The 17185-nt window shown below is 67.8% G+C and carries 21 protein-coding genes and 2 tRNA genes; 8 read left to right on the forward strand and 15 right to left on the reverse strand.

The features are described from left to right. Window positions 1–28 precede the first annotated feature (28 nt). A complete protein-coding gene (locus QCD70_RS08225) occupies window positions 29–685 on the reverse strand; it encodes a hypothetical protein (protein WP_301214960.1) in 657 nt (218 codons plus the stop codon). 47 nt (window positions 686–732) lie between these two features. Between QCD70_RS08225 and QCD70_RS08230 the strand changes: the two genes are divergently transcribed. After that, window positions 733–1629: an acyl-CoA thioesterase gene (locus tag QCD70_RS08230; protein WP_055946583.1), complete on the forward strand. Its 897-nt coding sequence runs from the start codon at window positions 733–735 to the stop codon at window positions 1627–1629. Here QCD70_RS08230 and QCD70_RS08235 read toward each other — a convergent pair. The 4 genes from QCD70_RS08235 to QCD70_RS08250 form a co-directional block, all read right to left on the reverse strand. Continuing rightward, the gene (locus QCD70_RS08235) at window positions 1610–2095 is read right to left on the reverse strand and encodes an acyl-CoA thioesterase (RefSeq protein WP_301214963.1); all 486 of its coding nucleotides are present in this window, start codon (window positions 2093–2095) and stop codon (window positions 1610–1612) included. The two genes, QCD70_RS08230 and QCD70_RS08235, sit on opposite strands and share 20 nt — an antisense overlap. 11 nt (window positions 2096–2106) lie before the next feature. Continuing rightward, entirely contained in the window at window positions 2107–3789 is a 1683-nt protein-coding gene (ettA, locus tag QCD70_RS08240) for an energy-dependent translational throttle protein EttA (protein WP_055931718.1), read from the reverse strand. A 39-nt stretch (window positions 3790–3828) separates the two neighbouring features. Next, window positions 3829–4356: a DUF6993 domain-containing protein gene (locus tag QCD70_RS08245; RefSeq protein WP_301214966.1), complete on the reverse strand. Its 528-nt coding sequence runs from the start codon at window positions 4354–4356 to the stop codon at window positions 3829–3831. Window positions 4357–4459: 103 nt separating this feature from the next. Beyond that, window positions 4460–5032 (reverse strand): single-stranded DNA-binding protein, encoded by a 573-nt coding sequence (locus tag QCD70_RS08250; RefSeq protein WP_301214968.1) that lies wholly within the window; start codon window positions 5030–5032, stop codon window positions 4460–4462. 206 nt (window positions 5033–5238) lie between these two features. On the opposite strand from QCD70_RS08250, the gene QCD70_RS08255 reads away from it, so the two are divergent. The 3 genes from QCD70_RS08255 (at window position 5239) to QCD70_RS08265 (ending at window position 7430) form a co-directional block, all read left to right on the forward strand. Next, a complete protein-coding gene (locus QCD70_RS08255) occupies window positions 5239–6246 on the forward strand; it encodes an aldo/keto reductase (RefSeq protein WP_301214970.1) in 1008 nt (335 codons plus the stop codon). Between the two features lie 76 nt (window positions 6247–6322). Further along, window positions 6323–6559: a hypothetical protein gene (locus tag QCD70_RS08260; RefSeq protein WP_301214972.1), complete on the forward strand. Its 237-nt coding sequence runs from the start codon at window positions 6323–6325 to the stop codon at window positions 6557–6559. Between the two features lie 76 nt (window positions 6560–6635). After that, window positions 6636–7430, forward strand: a complete 795-nt coding sequence (locus QCD70_RS08265) for a hypothetical protein (protein WP_301214974.1) — start codon at window positions 6636–6638, stop codon at window positions 7428–7430. A 23-nt stretch (window positions 7431–7453) separates the two neighbouring features. Here QCD70_RS08265 and QCD70_RS08270 read toward each other — a convergent pair whose 3' ends face one another. The 5 genes from QCD70_RS08270 to QCD70_RS08290 all read right to left on the reverse strand — a co-directional run bounded on the left by QCD70_RS08270 (window position 7454) and on the right by QCD70_RS08290 (window position 10783). Then, on the reverse strand, window positions 7454–8959 hold the full coding sequence (locus QCD70_RS08270) for an FAD-dependent oxidoreductase (RefSeq protein WP_301214975.1): 1506 nt from the start codon (window positions 8957–8959) through the stop codon (window positions 7454–7456). Continuing rightward, window positions 8959–9819: an FAD:protein FMN transferase gene (locus QCD70_RS08275; protein ID WP_301214976.1), complete on the reverse strand. Its 861-nt coding sequence runs from the start codon at window positions 9817–9819 to the stop codon at window positions 8959–8961. The genes QCD70_RS08270 and QCD70_RS08275 overlap by 1 nt, the downstream gene beginning before the upstream one ends. Next, entirely contained in the window at window positions 9806–10291 is a 486-nt protein-coding gene (locus QCD70_RS08280) for a hypothetical protein (RefSeq protein ID WP_301214978.1), read from the reverse strand. The genes QCD70_RS08275 and QCD70_RS08280 overlap by 14 nt, the downstream gene beginning before the upstream one ends. A gap of 161 nt (window positions 10292–10452) precedes the next feature. Beyond that, window positions 10453–10525: transfer RNA gene (locus QCD70_RS08285), tRNA-Arg, on the reverse strand. A gap of 39 nt (window positions 10526–10564) precedes the next feature. Beyond that, entirely contained in the window at window positions 10565–10783 is a 219-nt protein-coding gene (locus QCD70_RS08290) for an SCO4848 family membrane protein (RefSeq protein WP_301214980.1), read from the reverse strand. A 43-nt stretch (window positions 10784–10826) separates the two neighbouring features. Between QCD70_RS08290 and orn the strand changes: the two genes are divergently transcribed. The 4 genes from orn (at window position 10827) to QCD70_RS08310 (ending at window position 13287) form a co-directional block, all read left to right on the forward strand. Continuing rightward, window positions 10827–11447, forward strand: coding sequence for an oligoribonuclease (orn, locus tag QCD70_RS08295; protein WP_301214982.1), 621 nt, complete (start codon window positions 10827–10829; stop codon window positions 11445–11447). Between the two features lie 48 nt (window positions 11448–11495). After that, window positions 11496–11571, forward strand: a tRNA-His gene (locus QCD70_RS08300). A gap of 76 nt (window positions 11572–11647) precedes the next feature. Further along, on the forward strand, window positions 11648–11998 hold the full coding sequence (locus tag QCD70_RS08305; protein WP_301214984.1) for a metallopeptidase family protein: 351 nt from the start codon (window positions 11648–11650) through the stop codon (window positions 11996–11998). Between the two features lie 35 nt (window positions 11999–12033). After that, window positions 12034–13287 (forward strand): D-alanyl-D-alanine carboxypeptidase family protein, encoded by a 1254-nt coding sequence (locus QCD70_RS08310; protein ID WP_301214986.1) that lies wholly within the window; start codon window positions 12034–12036, stop codon window positions 13285–13287. Between the two features lie 24 nt (window positions 13288–13311). On the opposite strand, the gene QCD70_RS08315 is transcribed toward QCD70_RS08310, so the two are convergent. The 5 genes from QCD70_RS08315 to QCD70_RS08335 form a co-directional block, all read right to left on the reverse strand. Then, window positions 13312–13566: a hypothetical protein gene (locus QCD70_RS08315; RefSeq protein WP_301214988.1), complete on the reverse strand. Its 255-nt coding sequence runs from the start codon at window positions 13564–13566 to the stop codon at window positions 13312–13314. A 62-nt stretch (window positions 13567–13628) separates the two neighbouring features. After that, complete coding sequence (locus QCD70_RS08320) at window positions 13629–14129, reverse strand: AAA family ATPase (RefSeq protein ID WP_301214990.1); 501 nt, start codon at window positions 14127–14129, stop codon at window positions 13629–13631. Then, on the reverse strand, window positions 14126–14908 hold the full coding sequence (locus tag QCD70_RS08325) for an energy-coupling factor transporter transmembrane component T family protein (RefSeq protein ID WP_301214992.1): 783 nt from the start codon (window positions 14906–14908) through the stop codon (window positions 14126–14128). The genes QCD70_RS08320 and QCD70_RS08325 overlap by 4 nt, the downstream gene beginning before the upstream one ends. Next, entirely contained in the window at window positions 14905–16359 is a 1455-nt protein-coding gene (locus tag QCD70_RS08330; RefSeq protein ID WP_301214994.1) for an ABC transporter ATP-binding protein, read from the reverse strand. The genes QCD70_RS08325 and QCD70_RS08330 overlap by 4 nt, the downstream gene beginning before the upstream one ends. A gap of 20 nt (window positions 16360–16379) precedes the next feature. After that, window positions 16380–17021, reverse strand: coding sequence for an ECF transporter S component (locus QCD70_RS08335; RefSeq protein WP_301214996.1), 642 nt, complete (start codon window positions 17019–17021; stop codon window positions 16380–16382). Window positions 17022–17185 lie beyond the last annotated feature (164 nt).

Raw genomic sequence — 17185 nt, forward strand, 5'->3', positions numbered from 1 at the left:
CCTGGCCTCTCAGCGTGTGAGCACAGGGTCAGCGGGAAAGGACGTGTCCGCGCCGGGTCGACACGCGCGTCCAGGCACCCGACACGAGGATGCGGGCGGGCTCGTCGGTGCGCAGAAAGCCCAAGCTGTCGGCGGCGAGACCGACGCCCGCGGGAATCGGCGGGACGACATCCGGGATCGCCCGACCCCACACCTCGGCCCGCACCTTGTGCACGAGCTGCTCGCCGGTGTCGGGCGGCAACGCGGCGGCGACCTCGGCCACCCCGGCTCTGGCCGCGGCCTCGAGCACCGGTGCCTGCACTTCGCCGACCGGCAGCCAGCCACCCCGGGGCGGAGAGATGCCGACCCACGCCGGCGAGGATTCGGGCGGCGGAATGAGCACGCCGATCGGACCGTCGTCGGCGTTGACGGTGACCGAGAGCAGGGCGAGCCGATCGAGCAGCTGGCGGGCCGACACGACCACGTCGAACGACGCGGTCTCGGCCAGGGCGAACGTGCGGAGCCCGAGCACGGTGGGAGCGTCGTCGAGGAGCCCCCGCGGGTGCAGCACGGGCGCGTACACGGCGAGCACACCGGATCCGCCGATGAGACGCACCCCGCCCTGGTCGAGCCTGGCCGCACGACCGAGGAACACTTTGAGGTCGCCGAGCGACGGCGAATCGACGAGCGCGAATGACTGAACCATCTCGCTGTCTAAACTACTTCACTGGGAACCCTGATATTGGAGGCCGCATGACCGACGAAATCCGTGCTACGCCGTTGGAAGGGCTCCTCACTGCCCTCGACCTCACCGACACCGGCGCGCGCACGAACGAAGACATCTTCACGGGCCCGTCGCAGTGGATGCCGCAGGGTCGCGTCTTCGGCGGACAGGTGCTCGCGCAGTCGATCACGGCGGCCATGCGCACGGTCGACGAGGAACGCGTCGTGCACTCGATGCACGGGTACTTCCTGCGCCCGGGCGACATCGACAAGCCCATCACCTTCGCCGTCGACCGCATCCACGACGGACGCTCGTTCGCGACGCGGCGCACGCAGGCGTACCAGGACGGCATCCCGATCCTGTCGCTCATCGCGTCGTTCCAGACCGAAGACGAGGGACTCGACCACCAGATCGACATGCCCGCCGGCATCCCGCAGCCCGAGGACATCCCCAGCACGGCGGAGCGGCTGGCGGGCATCGATCACCCCGTGGCCCGGTTCTGGGCAACGGAGCGCCCCTTCGACATGCGCCACGTCGATTCGCCGATCTACCTCTCGGTCGAGGGCGAACCCGTCGGTCACCAGGCGGTCTGGATGAAGACGCTGGGCGCCCTGCCCGACGACCCGAACCTGCACCGCGCAGCACTCGCCTACGCGAGCGACTACACGATCCTCGAGCCGATCTACCGTCGGCACGGCATCGCGTGGGTGACCCCGGGCCTCAAGACCGCGAGCCTCGACCACGCCATGTGGTGGCACCGCTTCGGTCGCGTCGACGAGTGGATGCTGTACGTGCAGGAATCGCCGAGCGGTCACGGCGGGCGCGGGCTCTCACTGGGACGCATCTACTCGCGCGACGGGGTGCTGCTCGCGAGCGTCGCCCAGGAGGGCATGGTGCGCGTTCCTGCTAGCGGGCGCGCTTCGTGAACTCGACCGGCGCGTCGAGATAGGGCTCCCACGCCGCACGCTCGACGTCGTTGATGCGCCGGGGCCGCTGGGTCGTGGCGTCGACAAGCACGATCGTCGTCGCGGCCCGGGTGAACAGCACATGCGGTTCGACTCCGACCGGGCTGCACACCTCGTAGCAGACCTCGAGGCTCGCCCCGCCGAGACGTCCGATCCAGAGCTGGATGTCGACGGGCTGGCGTAGATACGGCACGGGCGCCAGGTACTCGATCTCCTGGCGGGCGATCAGCGTGAGCGTGTCCGAGCCGGGACGCCCGTCGAGCACCGCGGTGGACGCGCCGACGGCGGACTCGACCGCTCCCGGGTCCGGGGTCCAGAACGCCTCGATGCGCGCCTCCTCGAGGAGGCGCAGCATCTCGGCGTTGTTGACGTGCCCGTAGGCGTCGAGATCGGACCAGCGCAGGCGGATCGGAACGTGCAGGCGCATCGGGACCGTGCTCAGTCGCGGGTGAGCTTGCGGTACGCAGACCGGTTCGGCTTCGCCGCATCCGGACCGAGGCGCTCGATCTTGTTCTGCTCGTAGGATTCGAAGTTGCCCTCGAACCAGTGCCAGTTCGACGGCGCCTCTTCTGTGCCCTCGTACGCGAGGATGTGCGTGGCGATGCGGTCGAGGAACCACCGGTCGTGTGTGATGACCACAGCGCAGCCGGGGAACTCGAGGAGTGCGTTCTCGAGGCTCGACAGTGTTTCGACGTCGAGGTCGTTCGTCGGCTCGTCGAGGAGCAGGAGGTTTCCGCCCTGCTTCAGCGTGAGCGCCAGGTTCAGGCGGTTGCGCTCTCCACCCGAGAGCACGCCGGCCTTCTTCTGCTGATCGGGGCCCTTGAAACCGAACTGCGACACGTAGCCGCGCGAGGGGATCTCGGTCTTGCCGACCTGGATGTAGTCCTGCCCGTCGGACACGACCTCCCACAGCGTCTTCTGCGGGTCGATTCCGCCTCTGTCTTGGTCGACGTAGGAGATGTCGACCGTCTCGCCGATCTTGAGGTTTCCGGAGTCAAGGGGCTCGATGCCCGTGATCGTCTTGAAGAGCGTGGACTTGCCGACGCCGTTCGGGCCGATGACGCCGACGATGCCGTTGCGCGGAAGGGTGAAGCTGAGGCCGTCGATCAGCACTCGGTCGCCGAAGCCCTTCTTGAGGTCTTTGGCGTCGATGACCTGCGAACCCAGTCGCGGGCCGACGGGGATGACGAGTTCTTCGAAGTCGAGTTTGCGCGTCTTCTCGGCCTCCGCCGCCATCTCCTCGTAGCGGGCCAGACGGGCCTTCGACTTGACCTGGCGGCCCTTCGCGTTCGATCGCACCCACTCGAGCTCGCTCGAGAGCCGCTTGGCGAGCTTGGCGTCTTTCTTGCCCTGCACCTGCAGGCGCTCCTGCTTCTTCTCGAGGTAGGTCGAGTAGTTGCCCTCGTAGGGGTAGAGCTTGCCTCGGTCGACCTCGGCGATCCATTCGGCGACGTGATCGAGGAAGTACCGGTCGTGTGTGACGGCGAGCACGGCGCCCGGGTACTTCGCGAGGTGCTGCTCGAGCCAGAGCACGCTCTCGGCGTCGAGGTGGTTGGTGGGCTCGTCGAGAAGAAGGAGGTCTGGCTTCTGGAGGAGCAGCTTGGTGAGGGCCACGCGGCGCTTCTCACCACCGGAGAGGTTGGCGACGCTGTAGTCACCGGGCGGAGTGCGGAGCGCATCCATCGCCTGCTCGAGCTGGGAGTCGAGATCCCATGCGTCGGCGGCGTCGATCTCCTCCTGCAACGTGCCCATCTCGGCGAGAAGGGCGTCGAAGTCGGCGTCGGGCTCGGCCATCGCGAGACCGATCTCGTTGAAGCGGTCGACCTTCTGCTTGATCGGGCCGACTCCCTCCTGCACGTTCTCGAGCACCGTCTTGGTCTCGTCGAGCTCGGGCTCCTGCATCAGGATTCCGACACTGAAGCCGGGGGTCAGGCGGGCCTCGCCGTTCGACGGCGTGTCGAGTCCGGCCATGATCTTGAGGATCGTGGATTTTCCGGCTCCGTTGGGGCCGACGACACCGATCTTCGCCCCCGGCAGGAACGCCATCGTGACGTCGTCGAGGATGAGCTTGTCTCCCACGGCCTTGCGGGCGCGGACCATCGAGTAGATATATTCGGCCATTCGACCAGTCTATGGTCTCTTAGCGTCGACCGAATCGGGTCAGAAGTCGATGGGGCGCGTCTGGCCGATGAAGCATTTGCCCGTCGAGAGCGGCGCGGCGATGATGCTGGTGTATCCGCCGACGGTGCCCCACTGGCCGATGAGGCAGGCATCCGACGCATGCACCGAGAACTGCACGGAGTCGGCCTTGACGCCGACCGTGGTGATGTCGGGAGTCAGCTCCATGGCTTCGACGGCGAAGCCGCCGGCGCGAAGCGAGTTGATGAAGGCCGGGCCGTCGGGCTGGCCGCCCGCCGCAGTGATGGCCTGGTTGTTCAGGTAGTCGAAGAACGGCTTGTTCTCGGCGGCTGTTCCGTTCGGCACGAGCGCGGGCGGCGGCGCATCGGATGCCGTGGGTGTCGGAGTCTCGGACACCGTGGGTGCACTCGACGTGGCCGCGGTCGTCGGCGTGGACTCCGGCACGCACCCCGTGAGGACGAGAGCAAGGGCCCCCGCCGCCAGGACGGCGGCCACTGCTGCCGCGCCTCGTCGTCGTGTGCCGGTGCTGCCGGTCGCCGTGCGCGTCACTATGCCCTCTTTCGCTGTGTCCCCCGTATGCCCCCACCGATTCTAGGTGAGGGCTTCCGGGAGGCTGCAACGGCACGGCGGATTCACCGGTTCGTCGCACGAATCAGAAAGGAACCTTCTCGGCGTCGTTCCTCTCGGCGACCGAATCATCGTTCTCCTCCGCGGCGGGCGTCTCGTATGACGAATCGCCGCCGGTGATCGGTGCCGACCAGACGTCGTTGCCGGCATCGTGCCCGGAGTACGACGAGTCCGCGGCCGACGGATCGGGTTCCGGACCCGCATCGGCGACGGAGCCGCCCGACTCGCCGGCCGGGGCGGCGGCCTTCAGTCGAGTGAAGTGAGACACGCCGAACGCGAGGTCGTGGCCGATGGAGTCGACGTCGACCTCGATCGCGGTGCCGCGCTTGTCGCCGCTGGTCCAGTTGCGCACGCGGAGGCGCCCTGTCAGCACGACGTGGTTGCCGACCTGCAGCGAGTTGGCGACGTTGTTCGCCATCCACCGGTAGGCGTTGACGGTGTACCAGTTGGTGTCGCCGTCGACCCAGGTCGAGGTGGCCCGGTCGAATCGTCTCTGGCTCGAGGCCAGACGGAAGTTGGTGACCGTGAGGCCGGTGCTGGTTCGAACGTTCTCGGGTTTCGTTGCCACGACGCCTGTCAGCGTCACCGTGTCTGTCACGTCTTTCTCCTTGTCTCGATGGATGGGCCGGCGCGAGACCGGCACTCGTGCCAGTTGATTCCGGCCTCGCACCGGTCGCACCAGACTCGCTCCCCCACGCCTCGCCCGGCAGCGGGATCCGTGATCTGTGCACAGCTCGCGGTTCTCCCGGTCGGAGGAGGAGAGGTGGACTCGTGCCACCCGCGCGCGTGCCCTACGGTGGATCCGTGACCTACAACGCCGAGCACAGCCGCTACGACTCGATGCAGTACAACCGCACGGGGCGCAGCGGCCTGAAACTGCCCGCCCTCTCACTGGGCCTCTGGCACAACTTCGGAGACACCAGGCCCCGGCAGACGCAGCGCGACATCGTTCACCGGGCCTTCGATCGCGGCGTCACGCACTTCGACCTCGCGAACAACTACGGGCCGCCCTACGGCTCCGCCGAGGCCAACTTCGGGCGCATCCTCGCCGACGACCTCGCCGCCTACCGCGACGAGCTCGTGATCTCGTCGAAGGCCGGATACGACATGTGGCCGGGTCCGTACGGCGATTTCGGATCGCGCAAGTATCTGCTCGCGTCCCTCGACCAGAGCCTCGGCCGTCTCGGGCTCGACTACGTCGACATCTTCTACCACCACCGGCCCGACCCCGAGACGCCGATCGAGGAGACCGCCGCCGCCCTCGCCACCGCGGTGGCCCAGGGCAAGGCGCTCTATGTCGGCGTATCCAACTACTCCCCCGACGACACGCGTCGCATGCACGCGGCCCTGGCCGAGCATCGTGTGCCCCTCCTCATCCATCAGCCCCGCTACTCCATGTTCGACCGTCATATCGAGAACGAGGGACTCCTCCCTGTGCTCGATGAGCTCGGAGTCGGAGGCATCGTCTTCTCGCCGCTGGCGCAGGGACTGCTGACGAATCGCTACCTCACCGGATCGGTTCCCGAGGGATCACGGGCGGCTACCAGCCGGTTCCTGCCCGAGTCGCGGATCGACGAGGGCTACCTGTCGAGGGCGCGGGCGCTCGACGCCGTCGCGCGGGACCGCGGCCAGACCCTCGCCCAGCTCGCACTCACCTGGGTGCTCCGCCAGCCCCAGGTGACCAGTGCGATCATCGGCGCATCCAGCGTCGACCAGCTCGACCAGAATCTCGACGCCCTGCAGGCCGAGCCGCTCAGTGCTGCCGAGCTGGAGCTCATCGAGCCGCACGCGGTGCACGGCACCGGTCTCTGACGCGGCACTGTCGGTGGCTGGTCCTAGCCTCTTCTCATCACGAGAATGCCGGGCCGGCGCGAAGACAGGAGCAGCAATGATCACCACATCCACCACCACCGCGACCTCCACCACCGCGACATCGCTCATCGCCCTGCGCCCGGGTTTCTGGCGCGTGGTGCACCCCGCCGGTCATGTGCTGGGGTACATCGAGGAGGTGGGCTCGGGCGCAGCACACCAGTTCTCCGCGCGCCGCCTCGTGGCGAACACCACGCGGCTTGTCGACATCGGCGATTTCTGGTCGTTCGACAGCGCTCGAGCCTGCTTCGCCTGATCGATGCATCACGAATCGATCTCTCCTCGGCTCGTCGCGACGGCCTGCCCACGATCTTCGACGTAGTCTTCGCCTCATGGAATGGTGGAACGACTTCGCAGACTGGTTCACTTCGAGCGACGGACGCTTCGTCATATCGGGCATCGTGCTGCCCGCGGTGGCGATCATCGTGGCCGCGCTTCTCGGGGCGTGGATCGCCAGCGGCTCGATCAAACGTCTGCTCGCCAAGCACGACCGCGAGATCAAGGTGGCAGCGATCGCCTCGTTGATCGACGCGGCGCAGCAGGCCTCCGTGTGGAACTCGCTGACCCCGCAGGAGCAGATCATGTCCGACCGCGCCGTCGGGCAGGCCGACATCCAGATCCGGCTTCTCCCGATCAAGGGATCCGCAGTCGCTGCCGACTGGGCGGCCCACTCGCTCGCCGACATGCGTCGCAACTCCGCAACATTCGGCTACCAGGTAGAACCCGCGGTTATCGAGTTCCGAGACCGTCTCATCGAATGGCAGGAACGCCCGGGCCGCAGCCGCAAGGTCTTCCAGTCCGACCTCGACCGGTGGAGAGCCGAAGACGACGACGCCGAGAGGCAGCTCCTCCGCCAGCAGGAGGAGTGGGTCGCCCAGCAGCACCACGAGCAGCACAGCCGTCCCGAGGCCGAGGCGACGACCGTCATCACGCCGACGGCCCCAGCAGCGCCCGCGCGCATCGAGGCGCCGATCGAGACCCCGGAGCAGCAGGCCGCGCGCGACGAGACGAAGCGCGTTCTCGAGAATCTGAACGCGGTGGAGCGCCACGTCGAGTCCCGAGACGACGGCGCGACGCCCCCTCCGGTCAACGCCTTCCCTCCGCGTCGGGCGTCAGAGACCGACTAGCCGCCGACTGAACGAAACGTGCGTCAGTATCCCGAGAAGGCGTCGGTGACGATACGGCGCACTTTCAGCCGACGCAGGGCTGTGCGAACCGCACCCACGAGCCGCGGCGGGCCGGAGACGAACGCGATCCGCTCGCGCACGTCGGGCACCTGCTGCTCGATCAGCTCGCCCGTGAGACGACCCGAGCCTGCGTAGGTCCAGCCTCCGGCGAGATCGTCCGGCTCCCGCGGCGCAACGAGAACGACCCGAACGCCCAGTCGCTGCAGCGCCTCGGAGTACGCGAACTCCTCGTGCGCCCTGATGGCGTAGACGAGAACCAGGTCGCGGGACACGCCCGCGGCGGCGTCGTGCTCCAGCTGGCTGATGAACGGCGTGATGCCGATGCCGCCGGCGACGAGCAGTACCGGTTTGGATGCATCGCCGGGCAGCAGGAAGTCGCCCGCGACGAGGTTCGCCCGCACCGACTGCGATGGCTTCAGCGACGCCAGTGCGCGTTTGAAGCTCGACGGCGATTCGCCCATGCGCACTCCGACGCGGACCTCGTGCGGATTGCTCGGAGCGGACGCGATGCTGAACACCCGTCGAGTTCCCGACGAGTCGGCGCCGGAGTGGGGAATCGACAGTTCGATGTACTGCCCCGCCCGGAACGACACGGGCCGCTTCGACGAGAACACGAACTCCGTCGTCGAGGGGGTGAGCTTCGTCGCCCTCTCGAACGACAGCGACAGTCCGCGGCGCTGCCCGACGAGGAACGCCAGGAGGTTTCCGACGACCAGCGCCAGCTCGGGGCTGCTGTACAGCGGGCCCACGGAGAAGGGAATGGAGAAGAGCAGCGCGACGATGCCGGCGAGCACGAGCCTCTGCCACAGGCGCGGCGGCAGAGTCAGCGGCTCGCTGAGCATGAACCCGGCGAGGAAGACGAGCGGGGTCGAGCCGATCGCATAGACGAGGGCGTCGGGCAGGGCGAGACCGTAGGAGGACTGCACGATCGTCACGACGATGGCGGCCAGCACGATGAAGGTCAGGCCCATCGGCAGCTGGCGGGTGCGGTAGAGCACGAGAAGGGCGCCGATCACGACGGCGGGCAGCAGCACGGGCGTACCGACCCACCAGACGGATGCGTTGAGCCCGGTCAGCGTGATGATGACGGCTCCGATGGCGGCCGGGTTGAAGATGTGGCGGCCGCGCCAGGCGAGCACGTACTTCGAGGCCACCGCGATCGCCGCCACCAGCGCGACGGTCAGCAGCTCCTGGCCGTCTGTCGTGGGAAAGAACAGGAAGAACAGCAGGAGTCCGGTGATGATCGACGACTCCGTGTGCGGCCGCACTCGGAAGAGGAGGGCCATGACGCGATTGGCGACGACGCAGGCGACCAGAACGGTGGCCAGGGTCGCCAGCAACGCGAGCGGCTCGAAGCCGAGAACGCCGACGAGGCTCTCGACGATCGCCACGAGTGCGATCGCGGCCAGCACGAGACTGACGAGCCGGTACATCTGAACCTTGCCCAGCAGGGCATCCAGTCGAGCCATCAGGAGAAGACCTCTCCCCGCAGAGTGCGGGATCGTTCGGCGACTCCGTTCGAGTGCATGCGCACCCAGTCGAAGTCGAAGTGGGGGGCCAGCCGGGCTGGCGGAACGAAGAACAGGGCGGTGGCGAGGCCGTCGGCCAGGAGTCCGTTCTTCGCGATCGCCCAGGTGGCGATGATGTCGGATGTCGGTGCGCCCGTGCGCCCGTCGAGGATGTGATGCAGACCCTCGCCCCACACGCGGCGGTTCGAGCCGGATGCGCACAAGGACTCGTTCTCGAGAGTCACGACCCCGATCGCCTTGCTCGGATCGAAGGGATGCTCGAGGCCCACGCGCAGGGGCTCACCCCTGTTCACGAGGTCTCCGCTCGCGTCGATCACGAAACCCTCCACGCCGGATTCGACGAGCACCGCGGCGACGAGGTCGATGAGGTATCCCTTGCCGGCCGCGCCCACGTCGATGACGGTGGGAGCGGTCGTGGTGACGCTCGCGCCTTCTCGGCTGACCGCATCCGCCCATCGCGCAGGAACGACCCGACCGGGCCCGGCCGTGAGACTGTAGGCGCTGTCGTAGCCCAGGTGCTCGAGCGACCGGCCGACGAGCGGCGTCACCGCTCCCTCGCTGACCTCGTCGAGCAGGTCGTAGAGGTCGAACAGCTCGCCCGCGTCGTCGGGAAAGTCGACCGTGCCCGGCGCCTCGGCCAGCCTGGCGACGAGGGAGTCTGAGCGGAAACGCGAGTACGCACGGTCGAAGGCCTCGACACGGCCTCGCACCCGATCCGCGACGACCTCGGAGAGCTCGTCGCGGGTATCGATCTGCCAGGCCGTGCCGATTCCTTCGAAACGGAGACTAGACGGCGGCATCGGCCTTGATCTGGTCGACGGCATCGTTGAAGCCGCCGCTCGTCAGAGATGACCCGGCCACCTTCGACACGGAGATGTCGTCGATGCTCTTGCCGACGACGACGGCGGCGATACCGTCGGCGAATTCGCCCTGGTACTTCTTGCCGTTGGGGTTGGTGGATTCGGGGGTGACCGTGACGGCCGTGATGACGTCGTCGGCGAGGGTCAGCGAGACGGCGACGGTCTCCTTGCCGCCCGGCGAGGTGTACTCGCCCTCGGCGGAGTACTCGCCGTCGGCGTAGACCGACGACCCTGCTGCAGCGTCGGTGGACTCGGCCGCATCGGTGGTCGCCTCGGTCGTGCTCGTGGGTGTGGCGACCGGCGTGCTCGCGGAATCGGTGGTGGCGGCCTCGGTCGAGCAACCGGTGACGACACCGAGGAGCGAGAGTCCGGCAAGGGCGGTGACAGCGGTTTTCTGGTGGCGGGTGATCATTGTTCTCTCCATCAGTCGGGATGTACACGGCAAGTACGTACGTCTTCGACCCTAGGGGCGTGACTCTTGCGACTTCTTTGTGGGGACTGTGGAAATCCTGAGAATAGTTGAAGCGACAACTATTGAGGCGAACTCACGGATGTCGCCTAACGCCGAAAAGGTGCCCCCGGTAGGAATCGAACCTACGACCAAGAGATTAGAAGGCTCTTGCTCTATCCACTGAGCTACGGAGGCGTGCGCGCCACGACGGCGAGGCGCTTCTACGATAGCGCGTCAGGCGCTGACGAGCGCGATGATCGCCACCACGAGGGAGACTGCCGCGAGGAGCAGCGAGACGCCGATCAGCACGGCGTGCACCCTGAGGAAGGTCGTCGCCCTGCCCGAGGAGTCCCGCGCCCGGGGGTCCTTGCTGATGCGTGCGTAGAACCGCGGCCACACCAGCGCGTTCCAGAGGGCGTTGACCAGAAGCAGGACGGAGAGAGTGATGATCATCGCATCCATCCTACGATTCATGCACCCGGATAGGATTGCGCATATGGCTTCACTCACGGATCGTCTCGTCTGGATCGACTGCGAAATGACGGGACTCGACCTCAGCGTCGATGAGCTCGTCGAAGTGGCCGTCGTCATCACCGATTTCGACCTCAACATCATCGATCCGGGGTTCGCGATCGTGATCAGGCCCGACGACTCGGCGCTGCAGAACATGAACGACTTCGTGCGCGACATGCACGCGTCGAGCGGTCTGGACAAGGAGATACCGAACGGCGTGAGCCTGGCCGAGGCCGAGTTCCAGGTGCTCGAGTACATCCTCAAGTACGTGCCCACCGGCCAGCAGGCGCCGCTCGCCGGAAACACCATCGGCACCGACCGCGCATTCCTCGCCAAGTACATGCCGCGCGTCGACGGTCACCTGCACTACCGCAGCGTCGATGTGTCGAGCATCAAGGAGCTCGTGCACCGGTGGTTCCCCCGGGTGTACTACAACGCGCCGAAGAAAGACGGCGGCCACCGCGCCCTCGCAGACATCCTCGAATCGATCCGCGAGCTCGGCTACTACCGCAAGGGCGCCTTCGTCGCCGAGCCGGGACCGGCCACCGACGACCTGAAGGAGCTTTCCTCGACGATTGTGCGCGAGTTCGCCGCCGGTCTGTAGTAGAGTCTTCTTCTGTCGCTTCGATGAGTTCTCATCGGGTGGCACATGGTGGATATAGCTCAGTTGGTAGAGCGCTGGCTTGTGGAGCCGGATGTCGCGGGTTCGAGCCCCGTTATTCACCCCAGAGAGAAAGGCCCGGGTCGATCACGATCCGGGCCTTTGTCGTATCCCGCGCGTATCAGTCCGAAGGAGAGCCCTCCGTGCACGACATCGATGCCGAGCAGTTCGAGTCGCTCGTCGTGGCCGAACTCGATCTGCTGCCCGACGACATGATCGACGGACTCGAGAACGTGGTCTTCGTGGTCGAGGACAGGCCGGAGGACGGCTCCCTCGACCTGCTGGGCCTCTACGACGGCGTGGCCCTCACGGAGAGGGGCCAGTACGGATTCGGCGAGATGCCCGATCGCATCGTGCTCTATCGCGAGCCGCTGCTCGAGATCGTCGACGACCTCGACGAGCTGAAGGAGCAGATCCACGTGACCCTGGTTCACGAGATCGCCCACTTCTACGGCATCGACGACACCAGACTTCACGAACTCGGCTGGGGCTGACCGGCGATCCCCCGCCACCCGGTTAGCCTTGGCCCATGGCTCGATCAGCGGCATCACGAATCAACCGGGCACTGGGCATCGCGCTCGTGGCCATCCTGATCCTCGCCATCGGGTTGTACGGACCGGCCACGCTCGTGGGTCCGCTCCCCCGCACGGAGGCCGTGGTCGACGACGCCTCCGACATCGTTCCGACCCGCGGAGCCCCGACCGTCTCGCAGAACGGCGCGAGCGCGATAGCCACGGCAGACGGCGCGGTGCTGGCCTCCGGGGGCGACACCGCTCCTGTTCCCCTGGGAGGCGTCACGAAGGTGATCACCGCTCTCGTCGTTCTCGACGCGAAGCCGATCGAGGCCGGCAAGCCGGGGCCGTCGATTGTCGTGACCGCCGAGGATTATGCGGGCTACGTGACCTACATCTCCGAAGCGGCGCGTTCGATCTCGCTCATCGCTGGCGAGACCTGGACCGAGCAGCAGTACCTGCAGGCGATGCTGCTGGGTTCGAGCAACACCCACGCCGACGCGCTCGCGCGGTGGGCTTTCGGGTCGGTCGACGACTACGTGGTGGCCGCGAATGCCTGGCTGGCCGCGAACGGATACCCGGGCACGACCGTGGTCGACGCGACCGGACTGGCCGAGGGGTCGGAGGGCACGGCATCCGAACTCGCCGCCCTGGCGTCACGCGCCTTCGGAGACCCCGTGATCGCCGACATCATGAGCCATGACAGCGTGGTCGTCGCGGGCAATCGGCCGGTCGACAACGTCGCGGCCTACCGAGCCGACGACGGCATAACCGGCCTGTCCCGCAGCTTCACCGACGCGGCGGGACTGTGCTTCCTGTTCCGGTTGACCGTCGGCACGGGCGACGATGCCGTTCCTCTCTACGGCGCCTTCCTGCGCGAACCCGATTACGAGACGCTGGATGGCGACCTGACGACGCTCGTCTCGAGCGCGGCCGAGACTCTCACCGAGACGGTGCTCGTCGCCGAGGGCGACGAGCTGGTGACATACACGACCCCGTGGGGCGACGTGGCCCATGGTGTGGCCGTGACCACCAGATCCGAACTGATCTGGTTGACGTCGCCGATCACCAAGACGATCACGGTGGAGCCGGTGACGACCGCGGCGAAGGGAACGCGCGTCGGTCAGGTGACGTTCCACACGCCCACGGGAGACGTGTCGGTGCTGCTCGAGCTCGACAGACGCATCGCCGATCCGGGGCCGGTCTGGCGGATGACCCATCCGGCTCCCGTGATCGACGCATTCATCCGGTCTCGAACCGACTCCGAGTAGAGACCGATTGCGGGCGGTGCGACCCTAGTGGTCGTCGCCGATGTCGCCGGTGCGAACGGTGGGGTCGGAGTCGGCCGCGTCGAAGGAGTACTTCACCGTGAGGTGGCCTTCGACCTCCTCGGTGTCTCCCGCCTCGTACCAGAACGTCGACTCGAGGCCGCCGACGGCGCCGAGCGCGGGGAACCGCGTGTCGAACTCGCCGTCGATGAACGCGCGCTCCTCGGTCTGGCCTTCGAGGGGGCCGTCGAGGTACAGGGCTGTGTAGGTTTTCTCAGTCATGGCTCCACCGTAAACCGTCAGGCTGCATTCAGCTCCCAGCCGCGGCCGTGCTGGGAAGTCTGCTAGGACCCGTCGAGCCTGAGGTCGGCCCAGGACTCCGGAGACTCGCGTTCGACGAACGACTCCCACTGCCGCTGCCAGTCGTCCCAGTGCGGGGCGTAGTTCTCCCCGTCGCGCTCCAGCGCCCGTCGCTTGCGCACCTCGTCCGGCGCATCCAGCCAGATCCGCACGTCTGCGAGCCGCGCGTTGGCCCGGGTGAGCACTCCGCACCCCTCGATCAGAAGCGGGCGCTCCGGGTCGACCTCGTGCCATTCGGCCGGAGCATCGGCGCTCCAGTCGAATCGCTGCCAGCGTGCCTCCCGGTGCGCGGCACGAGGTTCGAGGATGAACCGCTGCACGTGCTCGCCCGCCGCCCGGAGGCCGCCCCACCCCGGGTAGATGTCGTCGAGCCGCACCAGCTGCGGACGCGCAATGCCCGGCCATCCGGCCACGAGCCGATCGGCGAGAGTGCTCTTTCCGGCTCCGCTGGGGCCGTCGAGCAGAACGACGTTGCGAGTACTCATCCGACGATGAAGTTCCATGTTCCGAAGACCACCGCGACGGTGATCGCGACGGCGGCGATCGCGCCGCCGATGGCGATCAGGGCGATCTCGCGCCACCCGAACACCGACTCCCGCGCCCAGGTGCGCGGAGTATCTCCGCCGAAACCGCGGGCTTCCATCGCGGTGGCGAGCTTGCTGCCGCGCCTGATCGACAGCACGAGGAGGGCGAAGGCCTGCGACAGTAGCCGACGGATGCGCCCGCGGTCGCCCACTCCCCGGGCCCGACGGGCGAGCTCGAGCGAGCGCCAGTCGTCGAGGAAGAGCCCCACGAGCCGCAGGCCCGCGAGCGCGCCGAGCACGAAACGGCTGGGCAGGTGCCACACCTGCGCGAGCCCGTCGGCGAGGTCGGTCGGGTCGATGGTCACGAAGAGCACGATGGCGGGAAGGCCGATCGCCAGCACACGCAACGCGGTGGCGATGGCCAGCGATATGGACCCGTCTGTGACGTGGATCAGGCCGAACTCGACGTGGGTCTGGCCCGAAGGCTGTCCGTAGAGAAGCGTCGTGAAACCGGCGGTCGGTGCGGCGATCCACACGGGGATCGTGCGGAGCAGGAACTGGCGGGCACTGAGGCCGGCCCACACGAGCAGCACGCTCTCGAGCACGAGCGCGGTGGCGGCGGAGAGCCAGTCGATGGTGAGGATGAGCGCGAAGCCCAGCAGGAACGCGGTCGCGAGCTTGGCCACCGGGTTGATCCGGTAGATCGCCTGGGGTCCCGCCGTCGGGGTGAGGATGCTCATGTCAGGCGAACCTCGTCATCCGCCAGAGCGGCCACGAAGTCGGCGTCGTGGGTAACGGCGACGATCGACTGGCCCTCGTCGAGGAGTCCGGCGAGAAGGGAGACGAGCTCGCTCCACGTTCGCGAATCCTGGCCGAAGGTCGGCTCGTCGAGCACGAGCAGTTTCGGCCTGGTCGCGAGCACGGTGGCGACCGACAGCCTGCGTTTCTCTCCACCCGACAGCGTGAAGGGATTCGCGAGGGCCAGGTGGTCGAGCCTCAGGCGCTCGAGCAGCTCGTCGACGCGGGCGTCGACCTCCTCGACGCCCAGCTCGAGGGCTCTCGGGCCCACCGACAGCTCGTCGCGGACGGTCGACGAGAGGAACTGGTGCTCCGGGTCCTGGAACACGGTGCCGATGCGGGTGAGCAGGTCCTTCGAGCGCCAGGCGATCGGGGAGGCGGACTTCAGCGGGCCGGCCAGAGCGGGCGTCGCAGACACGGCTCCGGCATCGGGACGGAGGAGACCCGCCAGGGTCAGGGCCAGAGTCGACTTGCCGGCTCCGTTGGGTCCGACAATGGCCACGGCCCGGCCCTCGTCGAGGCCGATGTCGAGGCCGTCGGCGATGCGCGAACCGCGCACGCGTGCGATGCCCAGCCCCGTGGCATCCAGCAGGCGCCCGCCCGAAGAGGGCACCCGACGCTCGGTGAACCGAGGGGGGAACTCGGGAATCCAGACCCCCGACGCGCTCAGCTCGGCGCCGCGGTCCCGCAGGACCGAGCGCGGATCCCCATCGGCCAGCACTCCCCCGCCGGGCGCGAGAACCACGACCCTGTCGACGATATCGCGCCACACCTCTACCCGGTGCTCGATCACGACGAGGGTCGCGCCGGTCGATTCCGCGACCCTCGCCACGGCGTCGCGCACCTCGGCGACGCCCTCGGGGTCGAGGTTGGCCGTGGGCTCGTCGAGCAGGATCAGGCCGGGCCGCATGGCCAGCACGCCCGCGAGCGCGAGCCGCTGCTTCTGCCCGCCCGAGAGAGCCGAGGTCGGGTGATCGAGCGGAAGGTCGAGCCCCACCTCGTCGAGTGACTGCGCGACGCGCCGCCAGATCTCGTCGCGGGGCACGCCGAGGTTCTCGCAGCCGAAGGCCACATCGTCGCCGACCCGGGCGAGGATCACCTGCGAGTCCGGATCCTGCAGAACGAGGCCGGCGATGCCACGGGCGCTCGTGGCCCGCTGCCCCGACACGAGAAGCTCGCCTTTCTGCTCGCCCTCGTCGTCTCCGCCGATCACGCCGGCGAGGGCATGCATGACCGTGCTCTTGCCGGCTCCCGATGCGCCGAGCAGGAGGACGCGCTCTCCGGGGTCGATCTCGAGGTCGAGCCCGTCGACCGCCCAGGCCTTGCGCGACGCGTGCCGCCAACCCCAGCCGCGCGCCGAGACGGCGGCGGGGGCCTGGGGGGCGAGCGTCATGTCGTGAATCCGGATGCCCGTCAGACCCGCGCCGAGACCTCTCGTCCCGAGGCGAAACGGCTGAGCGCGCCCGTCCGCGCGAGGCCGCGCGCCGCCAGCCAGGAGAGCAGTCCGGCGAGCAGAGCACCCGAGATCAGGGAGCAGACGGTGTAGATGATGGCGAATTCGACCTTGGCCCCGGCGTACCAGAGCACGAGGTCGTTGATCGCCAGCGCGAGACCGGCGCCGATTCCAGCGAGCACGGCCACGTATGCGCGCCAGTTCGCGTAGAGGAAGAGGGCGAACACGAGCTCGGCCCCGAGGCCCTGAACCAGCCCGGAGACGAGCGTGAGCGCGGCCCACTGCGTTCCCACGATCGCCGAGACGACGGCGGCGACCAGTTCCGTGAAGAGCGCGGCGCCGGGCTTGCGGATGATCAGGCCTCCGAGCACGCCGGCGAAGAGCCAGCCGCCGCCGAGGAGCGCCTGAAGTCCGGGGAGGGCCGCTTCGAGGGGTGCGGAGAGCGGGTTGTAGGCCTGGCCCCACAGCCAGAAGACGAGGCCCGAGGCCACGCCGATGACGCTGGCGACGACGATGTCGACGACCCGCCACCTGAAGCGATCGGGCCGGTTCGAGCCGACGGCGGTAGTTGCGGATTCCGTGGAGGGTGTTGAAGTGCGCACTGAACGTGCCCTTTCGTCGTAAGCGAATGTCAGGGCACGGGTGGGGCCGCCGCAGGAAGACCCTGCAGACGACACCGTGAGATGTCCTCCCTGCGCTGGCATGATCCAGATCAGGTTCGACGGTCGAAGGTTGGAGAACCTTCCTCTCAGCCCGGCTCACCGGA

This window comes from Agreia sp. PsM10, from assembly GCF_030433855.1.
GTDB lineage: Bacteria > Actinomycetota > Actinomycetes > Actinomycetales > Microbacteriaceae > Agreia.